The following is a 22,102-nucleotide window of genomic DNA, read 5'->3' on the forward strand; positions in this document are numbered from 1 at the left end:
ATGCTATGAAATATTTATTAAACTTAGGAGGAATCTGTGTTTTGCTAGTAATAAGCTTTACGATTTTTGCGTGTTCAAAAGATGATGATTCAACACCTGAGCCACCTACACCAATTATTGTGTCTTTTGATGTGATTATATCTCAGCAAAACTCACTGAGGGTTACAGTAAATAATACATCCACAGGAGTAAACGGATTAAATAGTTATTGGCAATTTACAGAAAATGGGCCTGTGGTGTCAGATCAAGCTGGTCCTGAAATGCATTTATATGATGCAGCAGGAGAATATTTAATTACTCTAACAGTAGAAGCTCCAGATGGTGACATACAAGCCAGTGAAATTGTGACCGTAACAGATGATAATGAAATGCACCCAGCACTGAAAGACGCAACAGATAAATTCTCGGTTGGAATGGCGGTGCAATCAAATCGAATGGATGGTCAGCATGGCGATATTTTAGTTCGGGAATTCAATAATCTCACAGCTGAATATGAAATGAAAATGAATATTATGTATCCATCCGAAGGTAATTATGATTTTACAGCAGCGGATGCGATAGTAGATTACGGAGTGACTAATGATATGGATATACATGGTCATACATTGATATGGCATAATGCAATACCAGATTGGGTGGATAATTTTTCAGGGACCGATCAGGAATTTGAAGATATGATTGAAGATTACATCACGACGGTTATGACAAGATATGCTGGTGAAGTAAGATCTTGGGATGTCGTAAATGAAGCTATTGAAGATGGAAGTAACCAATTGAGAAATTCTGTTTTTAGGCAACGTATGGGAGATGATTATATATCAAAGTGTTATCAGTTTGCTAGAAATGCGGACCCAGATGCATTACTCTTTTATAATGATTATAATCTCACGTTTGATGTAGGGAAACAAGCAGCCATGTTTGATATCGTTGATGATTTGGCATCACAAAATCTCATCGATGGTGTAGGCGCACAAATGCATATAGATATCTTTTTTCCATCGTCTGCTCAGATACAAAGTGTAGTCGATGGTACAGTGTCTAGAGGCTTAAAAATGCACTTTGCTGAGCTCGATGTTAGGGTAAATCCAAATAATGACATAACATCTTTTACTGAAGCTAGAGCAATAGCTCAGCAGAATAAAGTAAGAGAAGTTGTAGAGATATATGATGCCATGCCAGATGTCAATAAATTCGCAATTACAATTTGGGGAATGAGAGATACCGAAACTTGGTTAATAGACTTTTGGGGACAACCAGATTGGCCACTTCTTTATGATGTAGCGTTTCAACCTAAAAGAGCACATACTGGATTTTTAGAGGCTTTGGAGGACTAGTTAATTCTTAGGTCTAAAATATTTGGAATATCGTTTAAGTTAACCACAGCACTGTGATTAGCGGCTGACTCATAAATTTTTTCAATGATGTAATTATCTCTTAAGCCCATTTCTCCAGGTACGATAGATGAAGTGTCTTGTAAAATATTTTGAGCAAAAGTATCCATTTGCAGAGCTTGTTGGTTAACGTTTTTTAGTTCCATTTCGCCATCTGGAGTTGTCCCTTTTATTCCATCATAGGTGAAAGAAGGAGATAACTCTAGTTTACCTTTTTCCGTATTTAGGATGAGATGACTTTTAAAGGGACTTTCGTAGCTTGTTTTACAATACGCTTTTCCTGAAGGGAAAGTCATTTCCCATTCAATACTACCTTCAACCTCATTGAAAATACTATCTGGTTTCGTTGTGTCTTTTCCCCATAATGTTAAAGGTAGCTCTCCAAAAGTATATATACTAGCTTGCAAACAATAAATACCTAAGTCCATTAAAGCACCACCGCCGGCTAATTTTTTGTTAGCTCTCCACCAATGGTTTATGTCACTAACGTTAAAAGAGAACTCGGTCGCAACTGTCATTTTATTTCCATAAAACTTGCTTTGTCCTAAGCGCATCATGTTGTCATTAAAAGGATCAAAGTGTAAACGATAACCGATTGAGAGTTTTTTGTTAGCTTTTTTACATGCCGTTATCATCTTTTTGCAATCAGAAACGGATGTAGCCATGGGTTTTTCACATATAACATGCTTGCCTGCTTTTGCAGCTCTTATGGTATATTCTGCGTGCATACTATTTGGTAGTACTACGTAAACAATATCAATTTCATCATTGTCTATAATTCTATCAAAGTTCTTGTAAGTATATACATTCTCTTTTTTAATGCCGTATTTTTCAATCCATTGTTGTTCTTTTTCTTTTGTTCCTGTAACAATTGCTGATAAATAACATAATTTTGTTTCTAAAAGAGCAGGTGCTAATTGATCCGTAGAATAAGTACCTAAGCCTACCAGAGCAATTCCAAGCTTTTTTGAGTTTTTTTCGGATGCAAGACTTTGTGAAAGAGAAAGCTGAGGTGCGATTGCAGTAACAGTTGCTGCTCGAAGTATATTTTTTATAAATGGACGTCTTTTCATAAAAAACGATTTATATAAATATAGTTTAAATCGATTTTATTTTCTAAAATAGAATAAGCAATATTTAGAAGATTTGATGCATTTTCTATATAACACCAAATTTATAGATGCAAATGGAAGTATACGTGTCCCTAGGCTCTAGAACTGTAGAAGGAAAATTTGGTTGATTTGGGCTATTAGGAAAATGCTGTGTTTCCAAGCAAAAACCAGTTTGACTATTGTAATAGAGGTTGTTTTTTCCGGCCTTTTTTGTGTTTAGGTGATTTCCTCCGTAAAATTGAATTCCTGGTTCTGTAGTATATACAGTCATTTTTCTTCCGGAAATAGTCTCTTTAACAATTGCGGCTTTTTTTAGGCCTTTATGATCTAAGACAAAATTATGATCATAACCAGATCCTAACTGTAACTGCGTATTAGTACTATCTAAATCTTTACCTATTGGTTTTAACTCTGTAAAATCAAAAGGCGAATTTTTAACAGAGGCTATTTCACCAGTAGGAATCATATTCTTATTAACTGGTGTGTAATGAGAAGCATAAATCTGAAGTAAATGATTATTAATTGTTCCGCTACCAGCACCTTGCAGATTAAAATAGGAATGGTGTGTTAAGTTAACTATTGTTTTTTTATCAGTTTTGGCACTGTAGCTAATATGAAGTTCATTATCTTGTGTCAATTCATAAATAACAGTTACTTTAAGGTTGCCAGGATAACCAGCTTCTCCATCATTAGAAGTGTAATAAAGTTCTAATTTCGATTCCGAAATTTGATTTGCATCCCACACTACATTGTGAAAACCATGAAGTCCACCATGAAGATGGTTAGGGGCGTTATTTCTTTCTAAACCATAAGTGTTGTCGTCTAATGTAAATTGCCCAGCTGCAATCCGATTTCCATATCTTCCAATTATAGCTCCAAAAAACATTTCATCAGCATCCAAATAGTCTTGAATGGAATTATATCCTAAAACAATATCTTCTAATTTATCATTTTTATCTTTGGTCCATAGACTAATTAGTCTTCCACCATAATTGGTTATTTGACCTACTAAGCCTTGTTTGTTTTTTAAGTTAAATAGACTTACAGATTTATCATTCAATATGGTTGTAAAGTTAGATTTTGGTATGAGTTGCATATACTAGGTACTTTAAAGTCAATTTTTAACATTGTTCTACTAAAGTACTAATGTTGGCGTTATTGTGTTTCTTTTTTTCGAAACGATGTATAATTTTATTATAAGGCACGTTTTGTTATATAAATACGCCAGCCAATAATAGCAAGCTGAAGTTTAGTTGCATTGCTTAGGTCTAGCTGTTTCTTTGTGTAACTTGGAAGAATGGCCTTATTGACTTTTGCCAGAAGTTTAAATAATGATTTCTTCATTTGAATTATTTTGTGACAACAAATGGTGTTGTCAAATATCGCTTAGCGATAAAAATAGTAAAACTTATTCTAGAACTAAGTTTTACATTTTTTTGATTGGTTGTTTTTTGGTTGATTCTTTGGTTGATTCTTTGGTCGGTTTAATTTAGAATATTGAAAATATAATATCAATAATCAATTTTGCTAATGTCATCATAATTTTTTGGTTTAGAGGTTAATAATTTGTTTTAATTTCTTGATTGAGTTTTCAATATATATCGATAACAAATGATCTTCCAAACGTTTTTATAAAAATCGATGAATTTGAATTTAAATTTATAAGTTAAAAAATGAAAATGATTACTAAAATTTGTGACTTGCCTTTATTTAAGTTTTAATATTAAACATAAAATACATATTATTATTCCAGTTTAATAGGTTTCAAGGGCTTTTTTTGGATGCTTTCTAAAAGTGTAGAGGCATTTCATCTTAAAATGGTCCAAATTTTCACATTTCATCATTTATGAGTTTCGTTTTACTGATAAATATCATAGAATATTTCACTTGCTTTTTGTAGTTAATTTATACTATTTTTTGTTTTAACATTTAGACAATATTTAACAAGTATCTTTGTTGAAATTTTAATTATGAAAAGACTTTTGCTACTCACTATACTTTTAATAAATATGTCAGGATGGTCCCAGGTTTTGGTTATTAATGAACTTGATCCTGATTCTCCAAGTATCGATACGGCAGAATTTATAGAATTAAAATCCCAGATGCCCAACTTTTCTACCGATGGATATATCTTGGTTTTTTTCAATGGTTCCAGCAGTGGGGCAGATTCAAGCTATATGGCCATAGATTTGAATGGGTATGAGACTGACAATAATGGACTATTGGTGGTCGGAAGTGTAGGGGTATCGCCATTTCCACAAGTTGTGATTTCAGAAAACGCTATACAGAATGGAGCAGATGCCGTCGGAATTTACTTAGCCTCGGTTAACGATTTCCCCGAAGGCACATTGGCAACGCAAACAAATCTTATTGATGCTATGGTTTACGGAACCAATGATACCGATGATACTGTATTGTTAGGATTAATGGGAGAGACCGTGCAGTACAATGACAATGGAACTAACACAAATCCCAGATCCATTCAACGTTTTGTCGATGCTATGGACAATGAATCTTATAGTACGGCTACGCCGACACCTAGACGTGAAAATGATGGTTCTGGGAATGCTATAAACCCAATAGCAATAGCAGTAAACGAAACGCTATACGATGAAGGTGCAAGTTTTGATATTACGTTTACATCGGAAACTAATGTCACTTCGGATTTAAACTTCACTATTAGTCTTGATAATTTTGGGTTTAATACTGCTGATTATACGGGAAATATTGTGTTAACAATTCCAAATGGACAGAATACGACGAGTACTACAATAACGATTATAGATGATGCTATTGATGAAGGTGACGAGGTTATCCAAATTCAATTTGTCGATTTAGTTGAACCCGAAGTCGCATCAAATAATTTTGTTGAGGTAAGAGTAGTAGATAATGATTTCACCATGGCCGCTTGGGGAACACCTTTGAATCCGACTACCGGAATTGTGCAAAGCACTCAACCTGCAGATTATTACAATAGTTTAGATGGTTTAGCAGATATTGCTTTAAGGCAAGCCTTACAAGTTATTATCGCAGATCCGATGACTGTAAGAGCACAAACCTATGCGGATGTTATTGATATTTTAAAAGAAGCCGATCAGAACCCCGAAAATAGTAATCAAGTTTGGTTGCTGTACACAGAAGAAGGTAGGCCAAAATTAGATTTACAGACCAGTAGCAATAATACAGGTAAGTGGAATAGGGAGCATACGTATCCAAGATCTAGAGGAGGTTTTTTTGATATTGAGGAGGATGAGATTGCAGATGGCATAGACATATTTTGGACAACTAAAGCAGATTCGCTACGTCATGGTAATTCCGATGCACATGCTTTACGCGCAGCTGATGCTGCGGAAAACAGTTCACGAGGGAATCAGCATTATGGTCAATATAATGGACCAACGGGTAATTTAGGAAGCTTTAAAGGAGATGTTGCACGAAGTGTGTTATATATGGAAATTAGATATAATGGATTGGAAGTGGTCAATGGTTTTCCAAATACTACGGGTCAGTTAGGTGATTTAGCAACCCTTTTGGATTGGCATAGAAACGATCCGCCAGATGATTTCGAGATGAACCGAAACAACGTTGTTTATAATTGGCAATTTAATAGAAACCCATTTATAGATCAACCACTCTTGGTAGAGTACATTTGGGGTAATAATGCGGGGGATATTTGGGACCAATCATTGGGTACAAATGACCATAAATTTTCAGAAGCCTCAATGTATCCAAACCCAACGAATGGAAAGCTTTACTTTTCTGGGTTAAATGATGCGATTAAGATGGAAGTGTATTCTATAGAAGGTAAGCTCTTAAAAGAATTTAAATTAGTTAAAAACTCAATAGACTTAGATCTAACGTCTGGTATTTACCTAGTAAAACTATTTAACAATAATCAATCAGTAGTTACAAAAGTGATTGTAAATTAATATTAAAGACTATTAAAATAGAAAAAGCCAAACTCAATATTAGAGTTTGGCTTTTTCCGCTTAATTGATTGATGAAATTTAATTAATCTTTTTTAGTCTTTACAATAATAACACCGTCTTTTCCTTTTTTGCCGTATAACTCAATAGCATTTTCGCCTTTTAGAACGGTTACTGATTCAATATTATCAGTATCAATATCTTTGAATTTTCTTTTTGATACTTCCTTGCCATCTACTATATATAAAGGGTTTTTTCCATTAGAAGAGATAAGTAAATTGTTTTTGTCGTATGCATTTTGAAGAATGATGACATTATCTTCATCTCCATCTTTGCTCACCCAAGTATTTTTGTTTTTACCTTTTACAATATTTACTTTCTTGCCATTAACTATTATAGTTTCTTCATTGTTGTTGTCCTCATCATCTACAATAATTTCAATGACTTCATCATCGTCGTCTCCAGAAATCACATGAACCTTACTGTTAGTTTTTATGCGCTTTACCTTACTTTTTTTTCCATTGCTTCTAACAATAATTCTTGACTCGTGCTCATGTTCATCATCATGCTCATGCTCCTCATGTTCTTCATCAGAAATTACAAGCACATTACTTCCACTTGTAGATTTGTGAATTTTATAATTACCTCCATCGTCATGAGTTTCATAAACATAAGTGTGTTTTCCATGTCTTGTATGTCCATTACCAATGGATATACTATCGCTCTTGGCATCATAGATTATTTTTATGGGTTCTATGGTGTCGTCAGAATTTATATTGTACTGCGCGTTGGAATTTTTTGATTTAGCATCGATTTTAATAGCAGTAATCTCACTATTGTTATTGCGCTTTACACCTTTAATTTTTATTGACAAACCTTCTTTTTCTAAATGTGCTTCTATTTTTTCTAATTCTAAGTCTGTGGTTTTCTTATCGATAACACTAATTACCGTGTTCGTTTTGATGGTAGAGGAGTTTTTCTGTTTCTGAGGAATAACTTGGGCCATTAATTTATTGGCTTTTTTCTGATTGCTATTTTTCGTTGCAATATGTTCTTCGTTGTCCGCCTCATTTGTTGTCTGTAAATCAATAGTGTCATAAAAACTATTAAGTTGAGATGAGGCTTCCGTTTGGACACTATTGCTTACAGTTTTTAAACTTTCAGCTTCTATAAAAATTTCCTTAGTGTTAAAACTCATTAGAAATAAGGCCAAGATTGGAAGAATTAAACTGTACTTCCATGCTTTTATTTTGCTCGAATTTGATTTGTGTAACATAATGATTCGTTTTTTGATTTGTGAATTGTAAAAATTATTAGTGATTATATATTTATGATTTGGAATGCTTGATTTTAAAAGTATTAATTGGTAGCTTTTTTCACATTCTGAAATGCGCTGTGCTTTTTTATCTGCTATAAACTCTAGATTTTGTTGAATTTCTTTCTTATAGAGCCACGCAAATGGGTTAAACCAAAATACAATGCAGGCCAATTGACTTAATATAATGTCAATGGAATGCATTTCCTTGGCATGAACTTTTTCGTGATTCAGAATATGTGTTAGCTCATTTTCGGAATAGTTTTTAGGGTTGTAAATAATCCAGATGAAAAAGGAAAACGGTGGAATATCATTATTGGTTTCAATTAATATGTAGGAGCCACTTTTATAATATTGGTGCCTGTTGAATAAGAACATTAGAGATGTCAATTCAATTAACAACTTTGTTAGGAAGAATATAACTCCAATTCCATACAGCATATATAAGATTTGCAAAACATTAAAACTCATTTCGCTTGAAGTCTCTTGTATTACGATGGCATCATTTGTTGGCAATATACTTTCTATAACAATTGGCGTATATTCCACATAAACAGGTATTATTATAAACGGAAGACAAACAGTCATAATCAGACCAGTAAGTAAATACAAGCGGTTTGTTTGAAAGAATGTTTCTCTTTGTAAAAACAGTTTGTAGAATACATAAAATATAAACAATACTGCTGCAGATTTTAGTAAATATTCCATGGTTATTTTTTGTTTTCAATTAGCGCAATGATTTCTTTAAGCTCATCCACACTGATTTTTTCCTCTTTGGCAAAAAAGGATACTACATTTTTATAGGAGCTATTAAAGTAGTTATCTATTGCGGTCGTCATAAAACCTTTTTTGTATTCTTCTTTCGTTACAATAGGAAAATATTGATGGGTTTTCCCGTAGGCATTATAACTTACGTAACCTTTTTCTTCTAAGTTTCTTATGATAGTAGATAAGGTGTTGTAATGTGGTTTATCAGTTTTAATTTCTGCAAGGACATCCTTGACAAAAGCTTTTTCGAGCTTCCATAGAATGTGCATTATTTCTTGTTCTTTATTTGTTAGCTTTTGCATCATAATGATATCTGTCAGTACTTATAGTCAAACATATAACTATTTTTATAGTTATACAACTAAATTAGTAGTTATTTAACGAAATATTTAGTTTTTAGTTTGTGTAAGAATGAAGTGTTATCTTCGCGATTCTATCTAAAAAATATTAACTAATAGATGAGTATCTTCCTTGTTATAGCTGGTTTGGCATTGTTGGTTGTAGGTGGTGACTTCTTGGTAAGGGCTTCGGTGGGATTATCTTTTAAACTAAAGATTTCTAAACTTGTTATTGGCATGACGGTAGTTTCTTTTGCAACGTCTGCTCCAGAGCTACTAGTAAGTTTACAGGCTGCTTTTGATGGCATTTCAGATATTGCCTTAGGTAATGTCATTGGTTCTAACATTGCCAATATTGGTTTGGTGTTAGGAATAACTGCAATTATTTCTCCGCTGACCGTTGAGCAGGAGTTCTATAGGTACAATTGGCCAATGATGATGTTGGCTTCTTTTGCATTGTATTACTTTCTTAAGAATGATGAGGTTTTAACAGCTGTAGAAGGTGTAATTTTATTTGTGGCTTTAATCATTTTTCTAGTTATCTTAATCCATAACTCAAGAAAGTCGATGAAAGCTAATCTTGAAGAAGTCGATGACGCGTTGGCAGAAGTGTCAAACTTTAAAATAGTCATGTGGTTGCTCATCGGAGCTGCTGGGTTATATTTTGGATCAGAGTGGTTAGTAGAAGGTGCAAAGCAACTGGCAAAAGCCGTTGGTATTAGTGATTATGCTATTTCCGTAACAGTTATCGCCATAGGGACAAGTGTGCCCGAATTGGCGGCTTCAGTTATCGCAGCTTTAAAGAAAGAAAAGGCTATCTCGTTAGGGAATCTCATAGGTTCGAATATTTTTAATATAGCATCGGTATTGGGTTTAACAGCTATCATAAAACCTATAGTTGTTAATCCTGAAACTCCAGAAATATTGTCGACTAACATATTTTGGATGATAGCTTTTGCGGCTATTTTGGTACCTCTAATGTTAATTCCAAAACGATTTGTTATCGGTCGTTATAAGGGTATGTTATTATTTGGGGCTTATATAATTTTTATATATATCACCTTAAAATAAGAAAAGCCTGCTTTAAGCAGGCTTTTTTAATAGTTCTATCAAATGATTATTTAGATATTGGCGCTTTTTACAGTTTTGATAATTCTACCAGCAATTTTATATGGATCACCATTGGAAGCAGGTCTTCGATCTTCTAACCAACCTTTCCAGCCTTTTTCTACTGTAATGATTGGAATTCGGATTGAAGCACCTCTGTCAGATATACCATAACTAAAATCGTTAATTGATGCAGTTTCGTGTAAACCGGTTAATCTTTGATCGTTAAACTCACCATATACTTCAATATGTTCTTTTACGACTGGTCTAAATGCTTCACAAATCTTTTCATAAATTTCTTGGCTACCGCATGTTCTTAAGGTAGTATTTGAGAAATTGGCGTGCATACCAGAGCCGTTCCAATCCATGTCTTTTCCTAATGGCTTTGGATGGTACTCAATATAGTAACCGTATTGTTCGGTTAAACGGTCTAACAAATAACGTGCAACCCAAATTTCGTCTCCAGCTTTTTTAGCGCCTTTTGCAAATAACTGAAACTCCCATTGTCCAGATGCAACTTCTTGGTTAATACCTTCAAAATTTAATCCAGCTGCAATACAAAGATCAGCATGCTCTTCAACTAAATCTCTACCATGCGTGTTTTTTCCGCCTACAGAACAGTAGTACATGCCTTGAGGCGCAGGGTACCCTCCAATAGGGAAGCCTAAAGGCAATTGTGTTTGTGTATCCATAATGAAGTACTCTTGCTCAAAACCAAACCAAAAGTCGTTGTCATTATCATCAATAGTTGCTCTTCCATTGGACTCATGTGGTGTGCCGTCAGCATTTAAAACTTCAGTCATTACTAAATACCCATTTTTTCTCGCAGGATCAGGGTATATAGCCACCGGCTTCAATAAACAGTCAGAAGAATCTCCTGTAGCTTGTCTGGTTGACGAACCATCAAAAGACCATATAGGACAATCTTCTAATTTTCCACTAAAGTTGTCTTCAACTTTAGTCTTACTTCTCATGTTTTGAGTTGGCTTATAACCATCAAGCCATATGTACTCTAATTTAGATTTACTCATCGTAATAGTATTTAACAAATTGACTTTGCAAATATTGTGTTTTTTTTTAAGTGGTCAAAAAAAACAGGGTATTTTAGATAAAATGTTATTAATATTTGTTGATAACCCTATTTTTTAAGGGGTGGTATATTTATAAATTCAATATTTCGTATTTTTACGGCAAATAAATACGAATATGTCAACACTTAGATTTAATGCAATTAAGGAAGCCTTAAAACGAGTCCCTTTAAAGATTGAAGAAACTAAACGTCGTTCTGAGGTTTTTGGTGAAAATGTTTTTAATGAAGCGAGTATGCGTCAATATTTAACCAAAAACGCATTAAAGAGTATTCTGGAATCTATTGAAAAAGGAACAAAAATAGATCGATTGATGGCAGACCATATTTCTATAGGAATGAAAGAATGGGCTATTTCTAAAGGAGCGACGCATTACACACATTGGTTTCAGCCTTTAACAGGTGCAACTGCAGAAAAGCACGACGCCTTTTTCGAAACTATTGGAGATGGTATGGCTATTGAAAAGTTTGATGGCAGTCAACTTGTGCAACAAGAACCAGACGCATCAAGTTTTCCTCATGGAGGTATAAGAAATACGTTTGAAGCAAGAGGATATACCGCTTGGGATCCTACATCGCCTGCTTTTATATATGGTACAACATTGTGCATCCCAACGGTCTTCGTTTCTTATACAGGAGAAGCTTTAGATTATAAAACACCATTATTAAGAGCATTACACGCCGTAGATGATGCAGCCGTGGCGGTTTGTAAATATTTTGATAAGAATGTTAGGAAAGTGAGTGCTTCATTAGGATGGGAGCAGGAGTATTTTTTAATAGATAAGGCCCTGGCGACATCTCGACCAGATATTGTTTTGGCAGGTCGAACGCTATTGGGACATTCACCAGCAAAAGGGCAACAGTTGGATGATCATTATTTTGGTACCATTCCCACAAGGGCAATGGCATATATGCGTGATCTAGAAAATGAATGTATGTTGTTGGGTATACCAGTTAAGACAAGACATAATGAAGTAGCTCCAAATCAATTTGAATTGGCTCCTATATATGAAGAGGCAAACTTAGCTGTGGATCACAACTCTTTATTAATGGATGTGATGCAAAAGGTTGCGGAACGCCATGGCTTTAATGTTCTTTTGCACGAGAAGCCATTTGCGGGAGTCAATGGTTCGGGTAAGCACAATAATTGGAGTTTGAGCACGGATACAGGTGTAAATCTATTATCGCCAGGTAAAACACCAATGAGCAACCTTCAGTTTTTAACGTTTTTCATAAATACAATTAAGGCGGTTTTAACTCACGAGGAATTGCTAAGAGCTGCCATTGCCTCTGCCAGTAACGATCATCGTTTAGGAGCAAACGAAGCGCCGCCAGCCATTATTTCGGTATTTATAGGTGCGCAGTTGACTAAGGTACTGGAGGAATTAGAATCCGTTACAAAAGGGAAATTATCTCCTCAAGAAAAAACAGATTTAAAATTGAACGTTGTAGGGAAAATACCAGAGATTTTATTGGACAATACGGACAGAAATAGAACATCTCCTTTCGCTTTTACGGGAAATAAATTTGAATTTAGGGCAGTTGGCTCTACTGCAAATTGTGCTAATCCAATGACGGTTTTAAATACCATAGTGGCTAAACAATTAATAGATTTTAAAGCTGAAGTTGATGCCTTGATTGATGAGAAATCCATGAAAAAAGATGACGCTATTTTCAATGTATTACGTGAGTATATAAAAGCATCTAAGCATATTTTGTTTGAAGGCAATGGTTATAGTGAAGAATGGGAGAAAGAAGCTAAAAAACGTGGATTAAGTAATAATAAAACGACACCTGAAGCGCTTAAGGTAAAGATTTCTAAATCTTCGCTGGAGTTATTTGAAACTTTGGGTGTTATGAATAAGGTAGAATCTCAAGCGCGTTATGAGATAGAGATGGAAGAGTATATTCTTCATATTCAAATTGAGAGCAGGGTAATTGGAGATATTGCTCGGAACCACATTGTACCGACTGCAGTGAGATATCAAAATATACTGATAGAAAATGTTACCGGTCTTAAAACGATTTATGGAGATGAATTCAAAAGTTTTGCTAAGGAGCAATTATCCCTTATTGAACAAATTTCCCGTCATATTGAGGCCATTAATTCTTTGGTTACTAAAATGACAGATGAACGTAAATCAATAAATAAGGGGTCTGATTTAGAAAAGAAAGCACAGGGTTATTGCCAAAAAGTCAAACCTATATTTGAAGATATAAGATATCATTGCGATAAACTTGAATTAATGATCGATGATGAACTTTGGCCATTGACTAAATATAGAGAGTTGCTATTTACCAAATAGTAATGTGTCTTTAGTGTTAATTTAATGTTTGTTTTATGTCAGCAGTAAGTAATGTTACGTAGTTAAAATATGCCATGATATATCCTTTTGTGTATTTCATCGACTACAATGATCTAGTTGTCGAAAACCTTGAGTTTTAGATATAAAAAACCATGCAATCTCGCTTTTATAAATTGTTTATTCAGTATTTTTGTAGGGCTATTAATCAATATTTATAATTATGAAGAAGTTACTCTTAAGTGTAGCTATTCTGGTGGGGGCGACATTAGTTCTTTCTTTAGACAATTCAGACGACATAAAAGATGTCGTAAACGATGAAGTTGTTAATGTTCAGCAAGATCTACAGACAGAATCTTAAAAATTAAGATATTTCTTTATGGTTTAATGACCATCAAGAATATAAAAGGATAAATTCATTACATATGGTTTTATCCTTTTTTTGTTGCAGTAAAGTATTTTAACACTAATATTTTTATATATTGCGTTCCTCCCGTTTCTACATGATATATATTTACTTGCCAATTAAGGTTATATGATTATTAAGTCAAGATACTTTTTCCTAACAATAGTATTGACTGTTTTTAGCCTAAGTGCTTTATATGCTCAAGATATCAAGAGTGCAGAGAAGAATAAAAAGCTATATAGTAGGCTAGCTTTTTTTGAGCTACGTGGAACAAATGCCATTGATGCTGCTATAGGTTCTTCAATAACAAATGGAGATTTAGCTGAATCTGAATTTGAAGCGTATTTCAGAATAGGTTATAAACGTCACATCACGAGCCATTTGAATTTAAACTTCACCTACAACAAGTATAGTGTAGTCTTTAAGGATGTTTATAGTGAAGGGTTTATGTCGTTTGATATGAATCTAGAATTGCTCATTTCTCCTTATAAACGTTTTACGCCATATCTGTTTGCAGGAGGAGGCTATAATGCAGCTAATTATTTTGAGAATACTTCTACAAAAGTTCAGGGAGGTCTGGGATTCGAATGTATAGTTACTGAAGGCTTTGGTATAAAGCTTTTTGGAGAGTACAACTATTTTTTTTCGGATGAATTGGATGGTCTAATTGCTGGTGAGAGTGATGATGCCGTTTGGAGAATGGGTTTAGGCATCAATTTGTATTTTGGAGGCAGTAAGAAAAGGGAAAAGAGGTTGAAAGAGATCGAAACCGTAATTAATAATAATTTAATTAATTAATCCAATTCTATTCTTACTTTTGTAAACCAATCTTAAAAGTCTTTAATGAGCAATTCGGTTAGCAAAAGATACGCGCAGAGAGGTGTTTCGGCCTCAAAAGAAGATGTGCACAATGCCATTAAAAATATTGACAAAGGCTTATTTCCTAAAGCATTCTGTAAAATAGTTCCTGATTATTTAACTAATGATGAGGATTATTGTTTGATCATGCATGCAGATGGTGCAGGTACTAAGTCATCGTTAGCATATATGTATTGGAAAGAAACAGGTGATCTCTCCGTATGGAAAGGTATTGCACAAGATGCATTGATTATGAATATTGATGATCTGTTATGTGTAGGAGCTACTGACAACATTATGCTGTCTTCTACAATCGGTAGAAATAAAAATCTAATTCCAGGGGAAGTTATTTCTGCAATCATTAACGGTACTGAGGAATTGATAAAAGATCTCAAATCTTTTGGAGTCGCGATTCACTCTACCGGAGGAGAAACCGCCGATGTTGGTGATTTAGTTAGAACAATAATTGTTGATTCCACAGTTACTGCTCGCATGAAGCGCAGTGATGTAATTGATAACGCTAATATTTGTGATGGAGATGTTATTGTTGGGTTGGAGTCATTTGGCAAAGCATCTTACGAAACTGAATATAATGGTGGTATGGGAAGTAATGGATTGACCTCTGCCAGACATGACGTGTTTTCAAAATATTTGGCTAAAAAGTATCCAGAAAGTTTTGATTCGGCCGTACCTGAAGAATTAGTATATTCTGGGCAAACTAAACTTACGGATTCAATTGAAGATTCACCAATTGATGCTGGTAAATTAGTGTTATCACCCACAAGGACATATGCGCCAATTATAAAGTCTATTTTAAATAAATACAACAACGACTCAATTCATGGTATGGTACATTGCAGTGGAGGAGCGCAAACTAAGATTCTTCATTTTGTAGATAATCTTCATATTATAAAGGATAATATGTTCGAGATTCCTCCGTTATTCAAGCTCATTCAAAAGCAATCTAAAACCGATTGGAAAGAAATGTATCAAGTGTTTAATTGTGGTCATCGTATGGAATTATACGTTAAACCAGAAGTTGCAGAAGATATTATTGCTATTTCTAAATCCTTTAATGTCCATGCCAAAATCATTGGTAGAGTAGAGGCATCAGAGAATAAGCGACTTACAATTAAAAGCGATTTTGGTACGTTTTCCTATTAATTACGTAGCATATGCAGAATTATTCAAGATATAGTCTTGTAATATTCATTTTATTTTCATTTCAACTTTGTGCCCAGCCAGACTCCTTGTATTTTAAGGAAAAAGCTAAGGATGATATAAAACTTGGATGGCGAACAAAGAAAGAAGCTGGCTTAAATCTTAACCAGGTATCCTTTTCTAATTGGAATGCAGGTGGAACCAATTCAATAACAGGTATCGTTACTGGAAGTGCATCTGCTAAGTACAAGCAAGAAAACTTATTTTGGAATTCATTGCTGAGTCTGCGTTATGGGCTCAATAAACAGGAGGATAAGCCTTTGTTTAAGACTGAAGATGTTATCGAGGTAATTTCTAACGTTGGACTTGAGGAAAGCCCTGAGAGTAATTGGTTTTATTCGGCGAGATTTAGTTTCAATACGCAATTTGCTAACGGCTATAGAAATCCAGATGATAACAACCCTATTTCAAGATTTATGGCACCAGGTTATTTGTTTCTGGGAATTGGTATGGAATACGGTCGACACATTGATCGATTTTCAGTTTACGCCTCTCCATTCACGCTTAAAAATACATTTGTCTTGGATGACGACTTAGCTAACCAAGGTGCATTTGGAGTAGATCCTGCTATCTATGATTTAGAAGGTAATATTATAAAAGAAGGAGAGAAAACAAGACAAGAGCTTGGGATTCTATTGACTGGTCAGTTCGAGGATGAAATTTTCACAAACATCAAACTGAATACACGCTTACGACTATATACAGATTATTTGAACAGTTTTGGAAATGTTGATTTAGACTGGGAATTAAATCTTAATATGAAAGTCAACAAATACGTTCAAGCGACTATTGGCTCGCATTTAAGGTATGATAACGATATTAAGGCAGAAGCGGATAAAAATGATATTACCAATGAAGAAATAGTTATAACAGGACCAAAATTACAATGGAAACAACTACTCGGTGTTGGTGTTATTGTGGATTTGGATAGTTTAATTAGTCAGCGATCAACACTTTAAGGGTTCTAAAGCTGTCCTTCACTTATATAGTTGTAATCCTCAAGTTCTGTAAGTTTATCAATCTTTTTGGTAGTACCGTTTTGCAATAGATAAATATCGTCAGAACTATCAATGATATGACTATACATATGGTCAGAAATTATAATGGCCTTCTGTTTCTTTTCTTCAGAAATAAGCTGCTTAATATATTCAATATGAATTGGGGCTAAATGGGAAAATGGTTCATCAAGGATTACAATATCACTTTTTGTTTTTAGAATTACATAAGTTTCGATTAAACGTCTTTCTCCACCTGACAGTGTCCTAAACTTTGAAACTTTATATTTAGAAAGGGCTTCAAACTTTTCTGTAAATTCATCCCAGTTTAAATTATAGATACTAAAAATAAAAGATAGCTTCATACCATTTGGAATAAAATTATATTGAGGTAGGTATTTTACGTAGCCCGTTTTGTAAAGCGGTTTCAGAATCGGCTTGTGGTCTATCCTAATTAGTTTATACTTTGGTTTTAAATTTCCAAAAGCGATATTGAGCAAGCTGCTTTTACCACAACCATTTCTTCCTAAAATTGCTGTTACTTTACCAGTTTCAGCTTTTAGGTAAATGCCGTTTAAAATACGCATGGTTTTAAAGTATAATTCTACATTGTCCAGTTCAAATTTCAAGCTTAAATGGTTTACAATAAATTATTAAATAAAAAAATAAATATGACGGTCAAAATGCTATCGAAAATGAATGCAAATGAGAATAATAATAATGGAGATATTCCGAGATTTTTATAAAAGGTTAGTTTTTGTTTTTGAGATGTTTCAGTAATAAAATACCATGCAAGTACAGTTAGAAACAATTTAGTGACTAATGCGGCGGCATAGTTCGGGTTAACTGCTATAATAAGACTATTAACAATTAAAGACGAGGCAATGAATAATTTATAGAAATTAAATAGAACTAAAAGACGATTCATATCAGAAAAATAAGGCTTTTAAATGAAACCTTTTATCACAGCAATAAAAGAGCAAGTAAAAATGCTGTCTAAAATAAAGATGATAATGATAAATTTGGTGTTGCTTACGCCTCGAATACGGTAATAATTTAATCGTCGTCTTAATTTTCTATCGCTAATCATTATCCATAATAGAAACACCAAAAATAATTTTGTGCATAGCGCCAAAATCAATTCAGGATTGATAACCGTAATTGCTATGGTAACTAAAAACGACCATAAAGCAAGCGGTTTATAATAGTTTAGTATAGAGACAAATTGCCTTAGCATATAAATTACAACGCACAGATAGCTAAATTTATTTTCTAGGCCCTATCAATTGTTTTCAAATTTCTTAATTCATTAAAAATTGTACATTTGTATTGCAATATTTTAAAAAATGTTCGAGACAACAAATTTTTTTGAGTCAGCTCTTAATGAGATTAAAATAACTAATTAAGAAGCTATATGCCCATTTTACTCGACAAGAAAAAACTCTTTAGAACTTCCAATTTTATTATACTACTTAGCATACTAATTTGTGCTAATCTCATTGTTTCATCTTATGTGAATATGGAACAGCTTCGTATTCCAAGAATCATGACAACGGTTATTCTTTTTCTATGGTTTCTTAATTTAGAACTAGAAAGAAGAACCTTATCAATAATGGCTTTCTCCTTAGTGTTGATTGCAGATATTGCATTGGTGGGCTACGAAAATAAATGGTTTTGTTTCTTAAGGTTTATAACGTTCATCGTTATTAATTCTCTACTTATTGCTCATATTTTTAAACCGAAGTTTTTGAAGAATGTAAAAGCCATCCCATTAACTATGATTTTGGTTCTTTTTGTATCTTGTCTACTCATGATAAAATATCTATCTGAGTTTATAGATTTTAGTGTTTTTGGTATGGCTCATGAGGTATTGTATTACATATATGCCGTGACGACATTGCTCCTAGTTCTATCTACGGTCTTACATAGTTTAAACGACTACTCAAAAAAAATTGATATTTTTCTATCTGCCGTAGTGTCGTTTTTAATTTCAGATTTGCTACTTATCATTGGCTATTATTCTGATTCTTATTTGGCTATACAGGTTGAGCGTGTTTTCCATATAGCTGCCATAGGTCTTATTATCTATTATGTGATCTTATTTAACAGAGATATTAAAGGGTCTAAGGAATTTATTTAGACAAACAATTTTCTTTAATTTTCGCCGGAATGCAATTTGATTTTTTGAAATTTATAACATAAAATGATCAATGACCAATGATCAGTAAAATCCATAAAAAATCGTACTTTTGAAATTCAATTTTTGAAGATAGATGTTAGAGAAAATACAGATTGTAAAACAACGGTTTGATGAGGTCAATGACCTTATCATTCAACCAGATATCATATCAGATCAGCAGCGTTATACAAAGCTGATGAAAGAATACAAGGATCTTAAATTAATTGTAGATAAAGGCAATGTTTATAAGGAGGCTTTAGAAAATATCGCTGAGGCTGAAGAAATTATTGCAGATGGCTCTGATGAAGAAATGGTAGAGATGGCAAAAATGCAACTCGAAGAAGCTAAAGAGACCATCACTAAACTTGAAGAAGAGATCAGATTTTTGTTAATTCCTAAGGATCCCGACGATGCCAAAAACGTTGTAGTTGAGGTTAGAGCAGGGACAGGTGGTGACGAGGCTAGTATTTTTGCAGGAGATTTATTTAGAATGTATTCTAAATACTGTAGTGATAAAGGCTGGAAAGTTGACGTTGTGAGTCAAAGTGATGGAACGTCAGGTGGGTTTAAAGAAATAATTTTTGAGGTATCTGGTGAAGATGTGTATGGTACTTTAAAATTTGAAGCTGGTGTGCATCGTGTACAACGTGTACCACAAACCGAAACACAAGGTCGCGTGCATACAAGTGCGGCAACAGTTATGGTTTTGCCAGAGGCAGAAGAAATTGATTTTGAACTTGACATGACAGAAGTACGTATTGAGCGCACCACATCAACAGGTCCAGGAGGTCAGTCTGTGAATACAACCTATTCGGCAATTAAGCTACATCATGAACCAACAGGCATGATTGTAAGTTGTCAAGACCAGAAGTCATCGCATAAGAATTTAGAGAAAGCGTTAAAAGTCTTACGTTCTCGTTTGTACGAAAAAGAACTCGAAAAACAGCGTGAGGCTGACTCTGCAAAGCGCAAAAGCATGGTGAGTTCTGGTGATAGAAGTGCTAAAATTAGAACTTATAATTATGCGCAGGGACGAGTTACAGATCATAGAATAGGCTTAACACTTTACGATTTACAAAATATCATCAATGGTGATATTCAAAAAATAATTAATGAATTAATGTTAGCCGAAAATACTGAGTTATTGAAAGCTAGTGATGATGTAATATAATTATGAGCCTCAATTAGTGAGGCTTTTTTATGATATGACAACTACCCATCTTATTGAGCAAATCCATAAAAAACAATCTTTCCTCTGTATAGGACTAGATGTGGATTTAAATAAAATTCCAAAGCACTTATTAAACGAAGAGGATCCAATCTTTGCTTTTAATAAGGCAATTATCGATGCCACTCATCATTTGTGTGTTGCCTATAAACCTAATACAGCATTTTACGAAGCTTATGGGATTAGAGGCTGGAAAGCTTTAGAAAAAACCATTAATTATCTTAACGAAAATAATCCTGAAATTTACACTATTGCTGATGCCAAACGTGGTGATATTGATAATACAAGTACCATGTATGCCAAAGCATTTTTTGAAGACTTAGGGTTCGATAGCGTTACCGTTGCACCGTACATGGGTAAAGATTCAGTAGAACCTTTCTTAGCTTTCGAAGATAAGCATACCATTCTTTTGGCACTGACCTCAAACCAAGGCGCGTTTGACTTTCAAACTAAAACAGTGAATGGTGTAGAATTGTATAAACAAGTTTTAGAAACCTCTAAATCCTGGCGAAACTCTGAAAACTTAATGTATGTTGTTGGAGCGACTAAAGCTGAGTATTTTGCTGATATTCGTAAAATTATTCCTGACAGCTTTCTTTTAGTTCCAGGTGTTGGTGCTCAAGGTGGTAATCTGCAAGAGGTCTGTAAATTTGGAATGAATGATTCTATAGGCTTATTGATTAACTCCTCAAGAGGAATCATTTATGCCTCACAAGGAGACGATTTTACCCAAGCGGCAGCAAGCAAAGCAGAAGAATTACAGGTGCAGATGAAAGAGGAATTGCAACGTTATTCTTCTTAATGTTATTATTAGACCAGCTAAAGCGCCAGCTTCATTTTGAAGACACACCAAAACGCATTATATCATTAGTACCATCCCAAACGGAACTGCTCGTGGATTTAGGTTTGGAAGCATCTATTGTGGGTGTTACGAAATTCTGTGTGCACCCAAAGCATCTTCGAAAATCTAAAGCCATAGTTGGTGGCACGAAGCAAATCAAAGTTGAAAAAATCAAGGCGCTCCAACCAGACATCATTCTATGCAATAAAGAAGAGAATTCTAAGGAAATTATAGAGGAGTTGGAATTTATTACTCCAGTTCATATCAGTGATATTTATAATTTAGACGACTGTTATGAACTTATTAATATGTATGGTGCTTTGTTCCGAGTTGAAGATAAGGCTTCAGCTTTAATCGAAAATATTCAAAATGAGCACGCTGATTTTCAGCTGAAAATTAAGGATAAAAAGCATTTAAAAGTTGCCTATTTTATCTGGAAAAATCCTTGGATGATAGCAGCTTCGGAAACATTTATTGGCTGTATGCTCGAAGAAGCATGTTTTCAAAACGTTTTTGAAAACGCAAAGCGCTATCCAGAAATTGATTTGAATAATGAAAGATTAAAGCAAGCTGATATGATTTTTTTATCTAGCGAACCATATCCATTTAAAGAACGACATATTTCAGATCTAAAATTACAATTTCCTGAAAAGACGATTAAAATTGTAGATGGTGAGCTGTTTTCTTGGTATGGCAGTCGTTTACTAAAGTCTTTCGATTACTTTGAAAGTCTTTATACTTAAAGAAACTAAAAAGTCGATACCTAACTAAAATACCGACTTTAATCTAACTAACTGAACTAATCTTTTTTAAAGACTTGTCTAACTTTCTTTTGCATTACAAAAGTCGCAACTTTCTTAAGATTAAATGTTACGCTAATATTAGCATATAATTAAATGTAGTTTAATAACTTGAAATTAAAATATCAGGTTATACAGTTGCAAGCAATAATTTCTGCAACTATAAAGCCAAGCAATGGGAATAGATATGGGTTGATAACCAAGGTCAGGGCCTACATCTTAAAGGG

At 34.0% G+C, this 22,102-nt stretch carries 19 protein-coding genes; 12 read left to right on the top strand and 7 right to left on the bottom strand.

Annotated elements, in window-relative coordinates; genetic code table 11:
* Window positions 1-5 precede the first annotated feature (5 nt).
* Complete coding sequence (locus H7F21_RS10670; RefSeq protein ID WP_185789279.1) at window positions 6-1,334, top strand: endo-1,4-beta-xylanase; 1,329 nt, start codon at window positions 6-8, stop codon at window positions 1,332-1,334.
* On the opposite strand, the gene H7F21_RS10675 is transcribed toward H7F21_RS10670, so the two are convergent.
* From H7F21_RS10675 to H7F21_RS10685, 3 genes are all read right to left on the bottom strand, one after another.
* Window positions 1,331-2,464, bottom strand: coding sequence for a Gfo/Idh/MocA family protein (locus tag H7F21_RS10675; RefSeq protein WP_185789280.1), 1,134 nt, complete (start codon window positions 2,462-2,464; stop codon window positions 1,331-1,333). The genes H7F21_RS10670 and H7F21_RS10675 overlap by 4 nt on opposite strands.
* Before the next feature lie 85 nt (window positions 2,465-2,549).
* Window positions 2,550-3,599 carry an aldose epimerase family protein gene (locus tag H7F21_RS10680; protein ID WP_185789281.1) on the bottom strand — a complete coding sequence of 350 codons (1,050 nt, stop codon included), beginning with the start codon at window positions 3,597-3,599 and terminating at the stop codon, window positions 2,550-2,552.
* A gap of 98 nt (window positions 3,600-3,697) precedes the next feature.
* Window positions 3,698-3,847, bottom strand: a complete 150-nt coding sequence (locus H7F21_RS10685) for an SsrA-binding protein (protein WP_185789282.1) — start codon at window positions 3,845-3,847, stop codon at window positions 3,698-3,700.
* Between the two features lie 626 nt (window positions 3,848-4,473).
* On the opposite strand from H7F21_RS10685, the gene H7F21_RS10690 reads away from it, so the two are divergent.
* Window positions 4,474-6,432: an endonuclease gene (locus H7F21_RS10690; RefSeq protein WP_185789283.1), complete on the top strand. Its 1,959-nt coding sequence runs from the start codon at window positions 4,474-4,476 to the stop codon at window positions 6,430-6,432.
* Window positions 6,433-6,514: 82 nt separating this feature from the next.
* Here the strand turns inward: H7F21_RS10690 and H7F21_RS10695 are convergent, their stop codons facing one another.
* Window positions 6,515-8,452 carry a M56 family metallopeptidase gene (locus tag H7F21_RS10695; protein WP_185789284.1) on the bottom strand — a complete coding sequence of 646 codons (1,938 nt, stop codon included), beginning with the start codon at window positions 8,450-8,452 and terminating at the stop codon, window positions 6,515-6,517.
* A gap of 2 nt (window positions 8,453-8,454) precedes the next feature.
* On the bottom strand, window positions 8,455-8,814 hold the full coding sequence (locus tag H7F21_RS10700) for a BlaI/MecI/CopY family transcriptional regulator (protein ID WP_185789651.1): 360 nt from the start codon (window positions 8,812-8,814) through the stop codon (window positions 8,455-8,457).
* A 156-nt stretch (window positions 8,815-8,970) separates the two neighbouring features.
* Here H7F21_RS10700 and H7F21_RS10705 point away from each other — a divergent pair, with 156 nt between their 5' ends.
* Window positions 8,971-9,921, top strand: a complete 951-nt coding sequence (locus H7F21_RS10705) for a calcium/sodium antiporter (RefSeq protein ID WP_185789285.1) — start codon at window positions 8,971-8,973, stop codon at window positions 9,919-9,921.
* Between the two features lie 50 nt (window positions 9,922-9,971).
* On the opposite strand, the gene H7F21_RS10710 is transcribed toward H7F21_RS10705, so the two are convergent.
* Window positions 9,972-10,988: a glutamine synthetase beta-grasp domain-containing protein gene (locus H7F21_RS10710; RefSeq protein WP_185789286.1), complete on the bottom strand. Its 1,017-nt coding sequence runs from the start codon at window positions 10,986-10,988 to the stop codon at window positions 9,972-9,974.
* Between the two features lie 175 nt (window positions 10,989-11,163).
* On the opposite strand from H7F21_RS10710, the gene H7F21_RS10715 reads away from it, so the two are divergent.
* From H7F21_RS10715 to H7F21_RS10735, 5 genes are all read left to right on the top strand, one after another.
* Entirely contained in the window at window positions 11,164-13,350 is a 2,187-nt protein-coding gene (locus tag H7F21_RS10715; RefSeq protein ID WP_185789287.1) for a glutamine synthetase III family protein, read from the top strand.
* Window positions 13,351-13,570: 220 nt separating this feature from the next.
* Complete coding sequence (locus H7F21_RS10720; RefSeq protein WP_185789288.1) at window positions 13,571-13,708, top strand: hypothetical protein; 138 nt, start codon at window positions 13,571-13,573, stop codon at window positions 13,706-13,708.
* Between the two features lie 174 nt (window positions 13,709-13,882).
* Window positions 13,883-14,551, top strand: coding sequence for a Curli production assembly/transport component CsgG (locus H7F21_RS10725; protein WP_246431464.1), 669 nt, complete (start codon window positions 13,883-13,885; stop codon window positions 14,549-14,551).
* 45 nt (window positions 14,552-14,596) lie between these two features.
* Entirely contained in the window at window positions 14,597-15,775 is a 1,179-nt protein-coding gene (locus tag H7F21_RS10730) for an AIR synthase related protein (RefSeq protein WP_185789289.1), read from the top strand.
* A gap of 11 nt (window positions 15,776-15,786) precedes the next feature.
* Complete coding sequence (locus tag H7F21_RS10735) at window positions 15,787-16,791, top strand: DUF3078 domain-containing protein (RefSeq protein WP_185789290.1); 1,005 nt, start codon at window positions 15,787-15,789, stop codon at window positions 16,789-16,791.
* 5 nt (window positions 16,792-16,796) lie between these two features.
* On the opposite strand, the gene H7F21_RS10740 is transcribed toward H7F21_RS10735, so the two are convergent.
* Complete coding sequence (locus tag H7F21_RS10740; RefSeq protein ID WP_185789291.1) at window positions 16,797-17,456, bottom strand: ATP-binding cassette domain-containing protein; 660 nt, start codon at window positions 17,454-17,456, stop codon at window positions 16,797-16,799.
* A 785-nt stretch (window positions 17,457-18,241) separates the two neighbouring features.
* Between H7F21_RS10740 and H7F21_RS10745 the strand changes: the two genes are divergently transcribed.
* From H7F21_RS10745 to H7F21_RS10760, 4 genes are all read left to right on the top strand, one after another.
* Window positions 18,242-18,967, top strand: coding sequence for a hypothetical protein (locus H7F21_RS10745; RefSeq protein WP_185789292.1), 726 nt, complete (start codon window positions 18,242-18,244; stop codon window positions 18,965-18,967).
* A gap of 133 nt (window positions 18,968-19,100) precedes the next feature.
* The gene (gene prfA / locus H7F21_RS10750) at window positions 19,101-20,177 is read left to right on the top strand and encodes a peptide chain release factor 1 (protein ID WP_185789293.1); all 1,077 of its coding nucleotides are present in this window, start codon (window positions 19,101-19,103) and stop codon (window positions 20,175-20,177) included.
* 34 nt (window positions 20,178-20,211) lie between these two features.
* Complete coding sequence (gene pyrF, locus H7F21_RS10755) at window positions 20,212-21,036, top strand: orotidine-5'-phosphate decarboxylase (protein ID WP_185789294.1); 825 nt, start codon at window positions 20,212-20,214, stop codon at window positions 21,034-21,036.
* On the top strand, window positions 21,036-21,818 hold the full coding sequence (locus tag H7F21_RS10760) for an ABC transporter substrate-binding protein (protein ID WP_185789295.1): 783 nt from the start codon (window positions 21,036-21,038) through the stop codon (window positions 21,816-21,818). Before pyrF ends, H7F21_RS10760 begins: the two co-directional genes overlap by 1 nt.
* The last annotated feature ends 284 nt before the right edge of the window (window positions 21,819-22,102 follow it).

The sequence above is a fragment of the Winogradskyella flava genome (assembly GCF_014243395.1).
Taxonomy (GTDB): Bacteria; Bacteroidota; Bacteroidia; order Flavobacteriales; family Flavobacteriaceae; genus Winogradskyella; species Winogradskyella flava.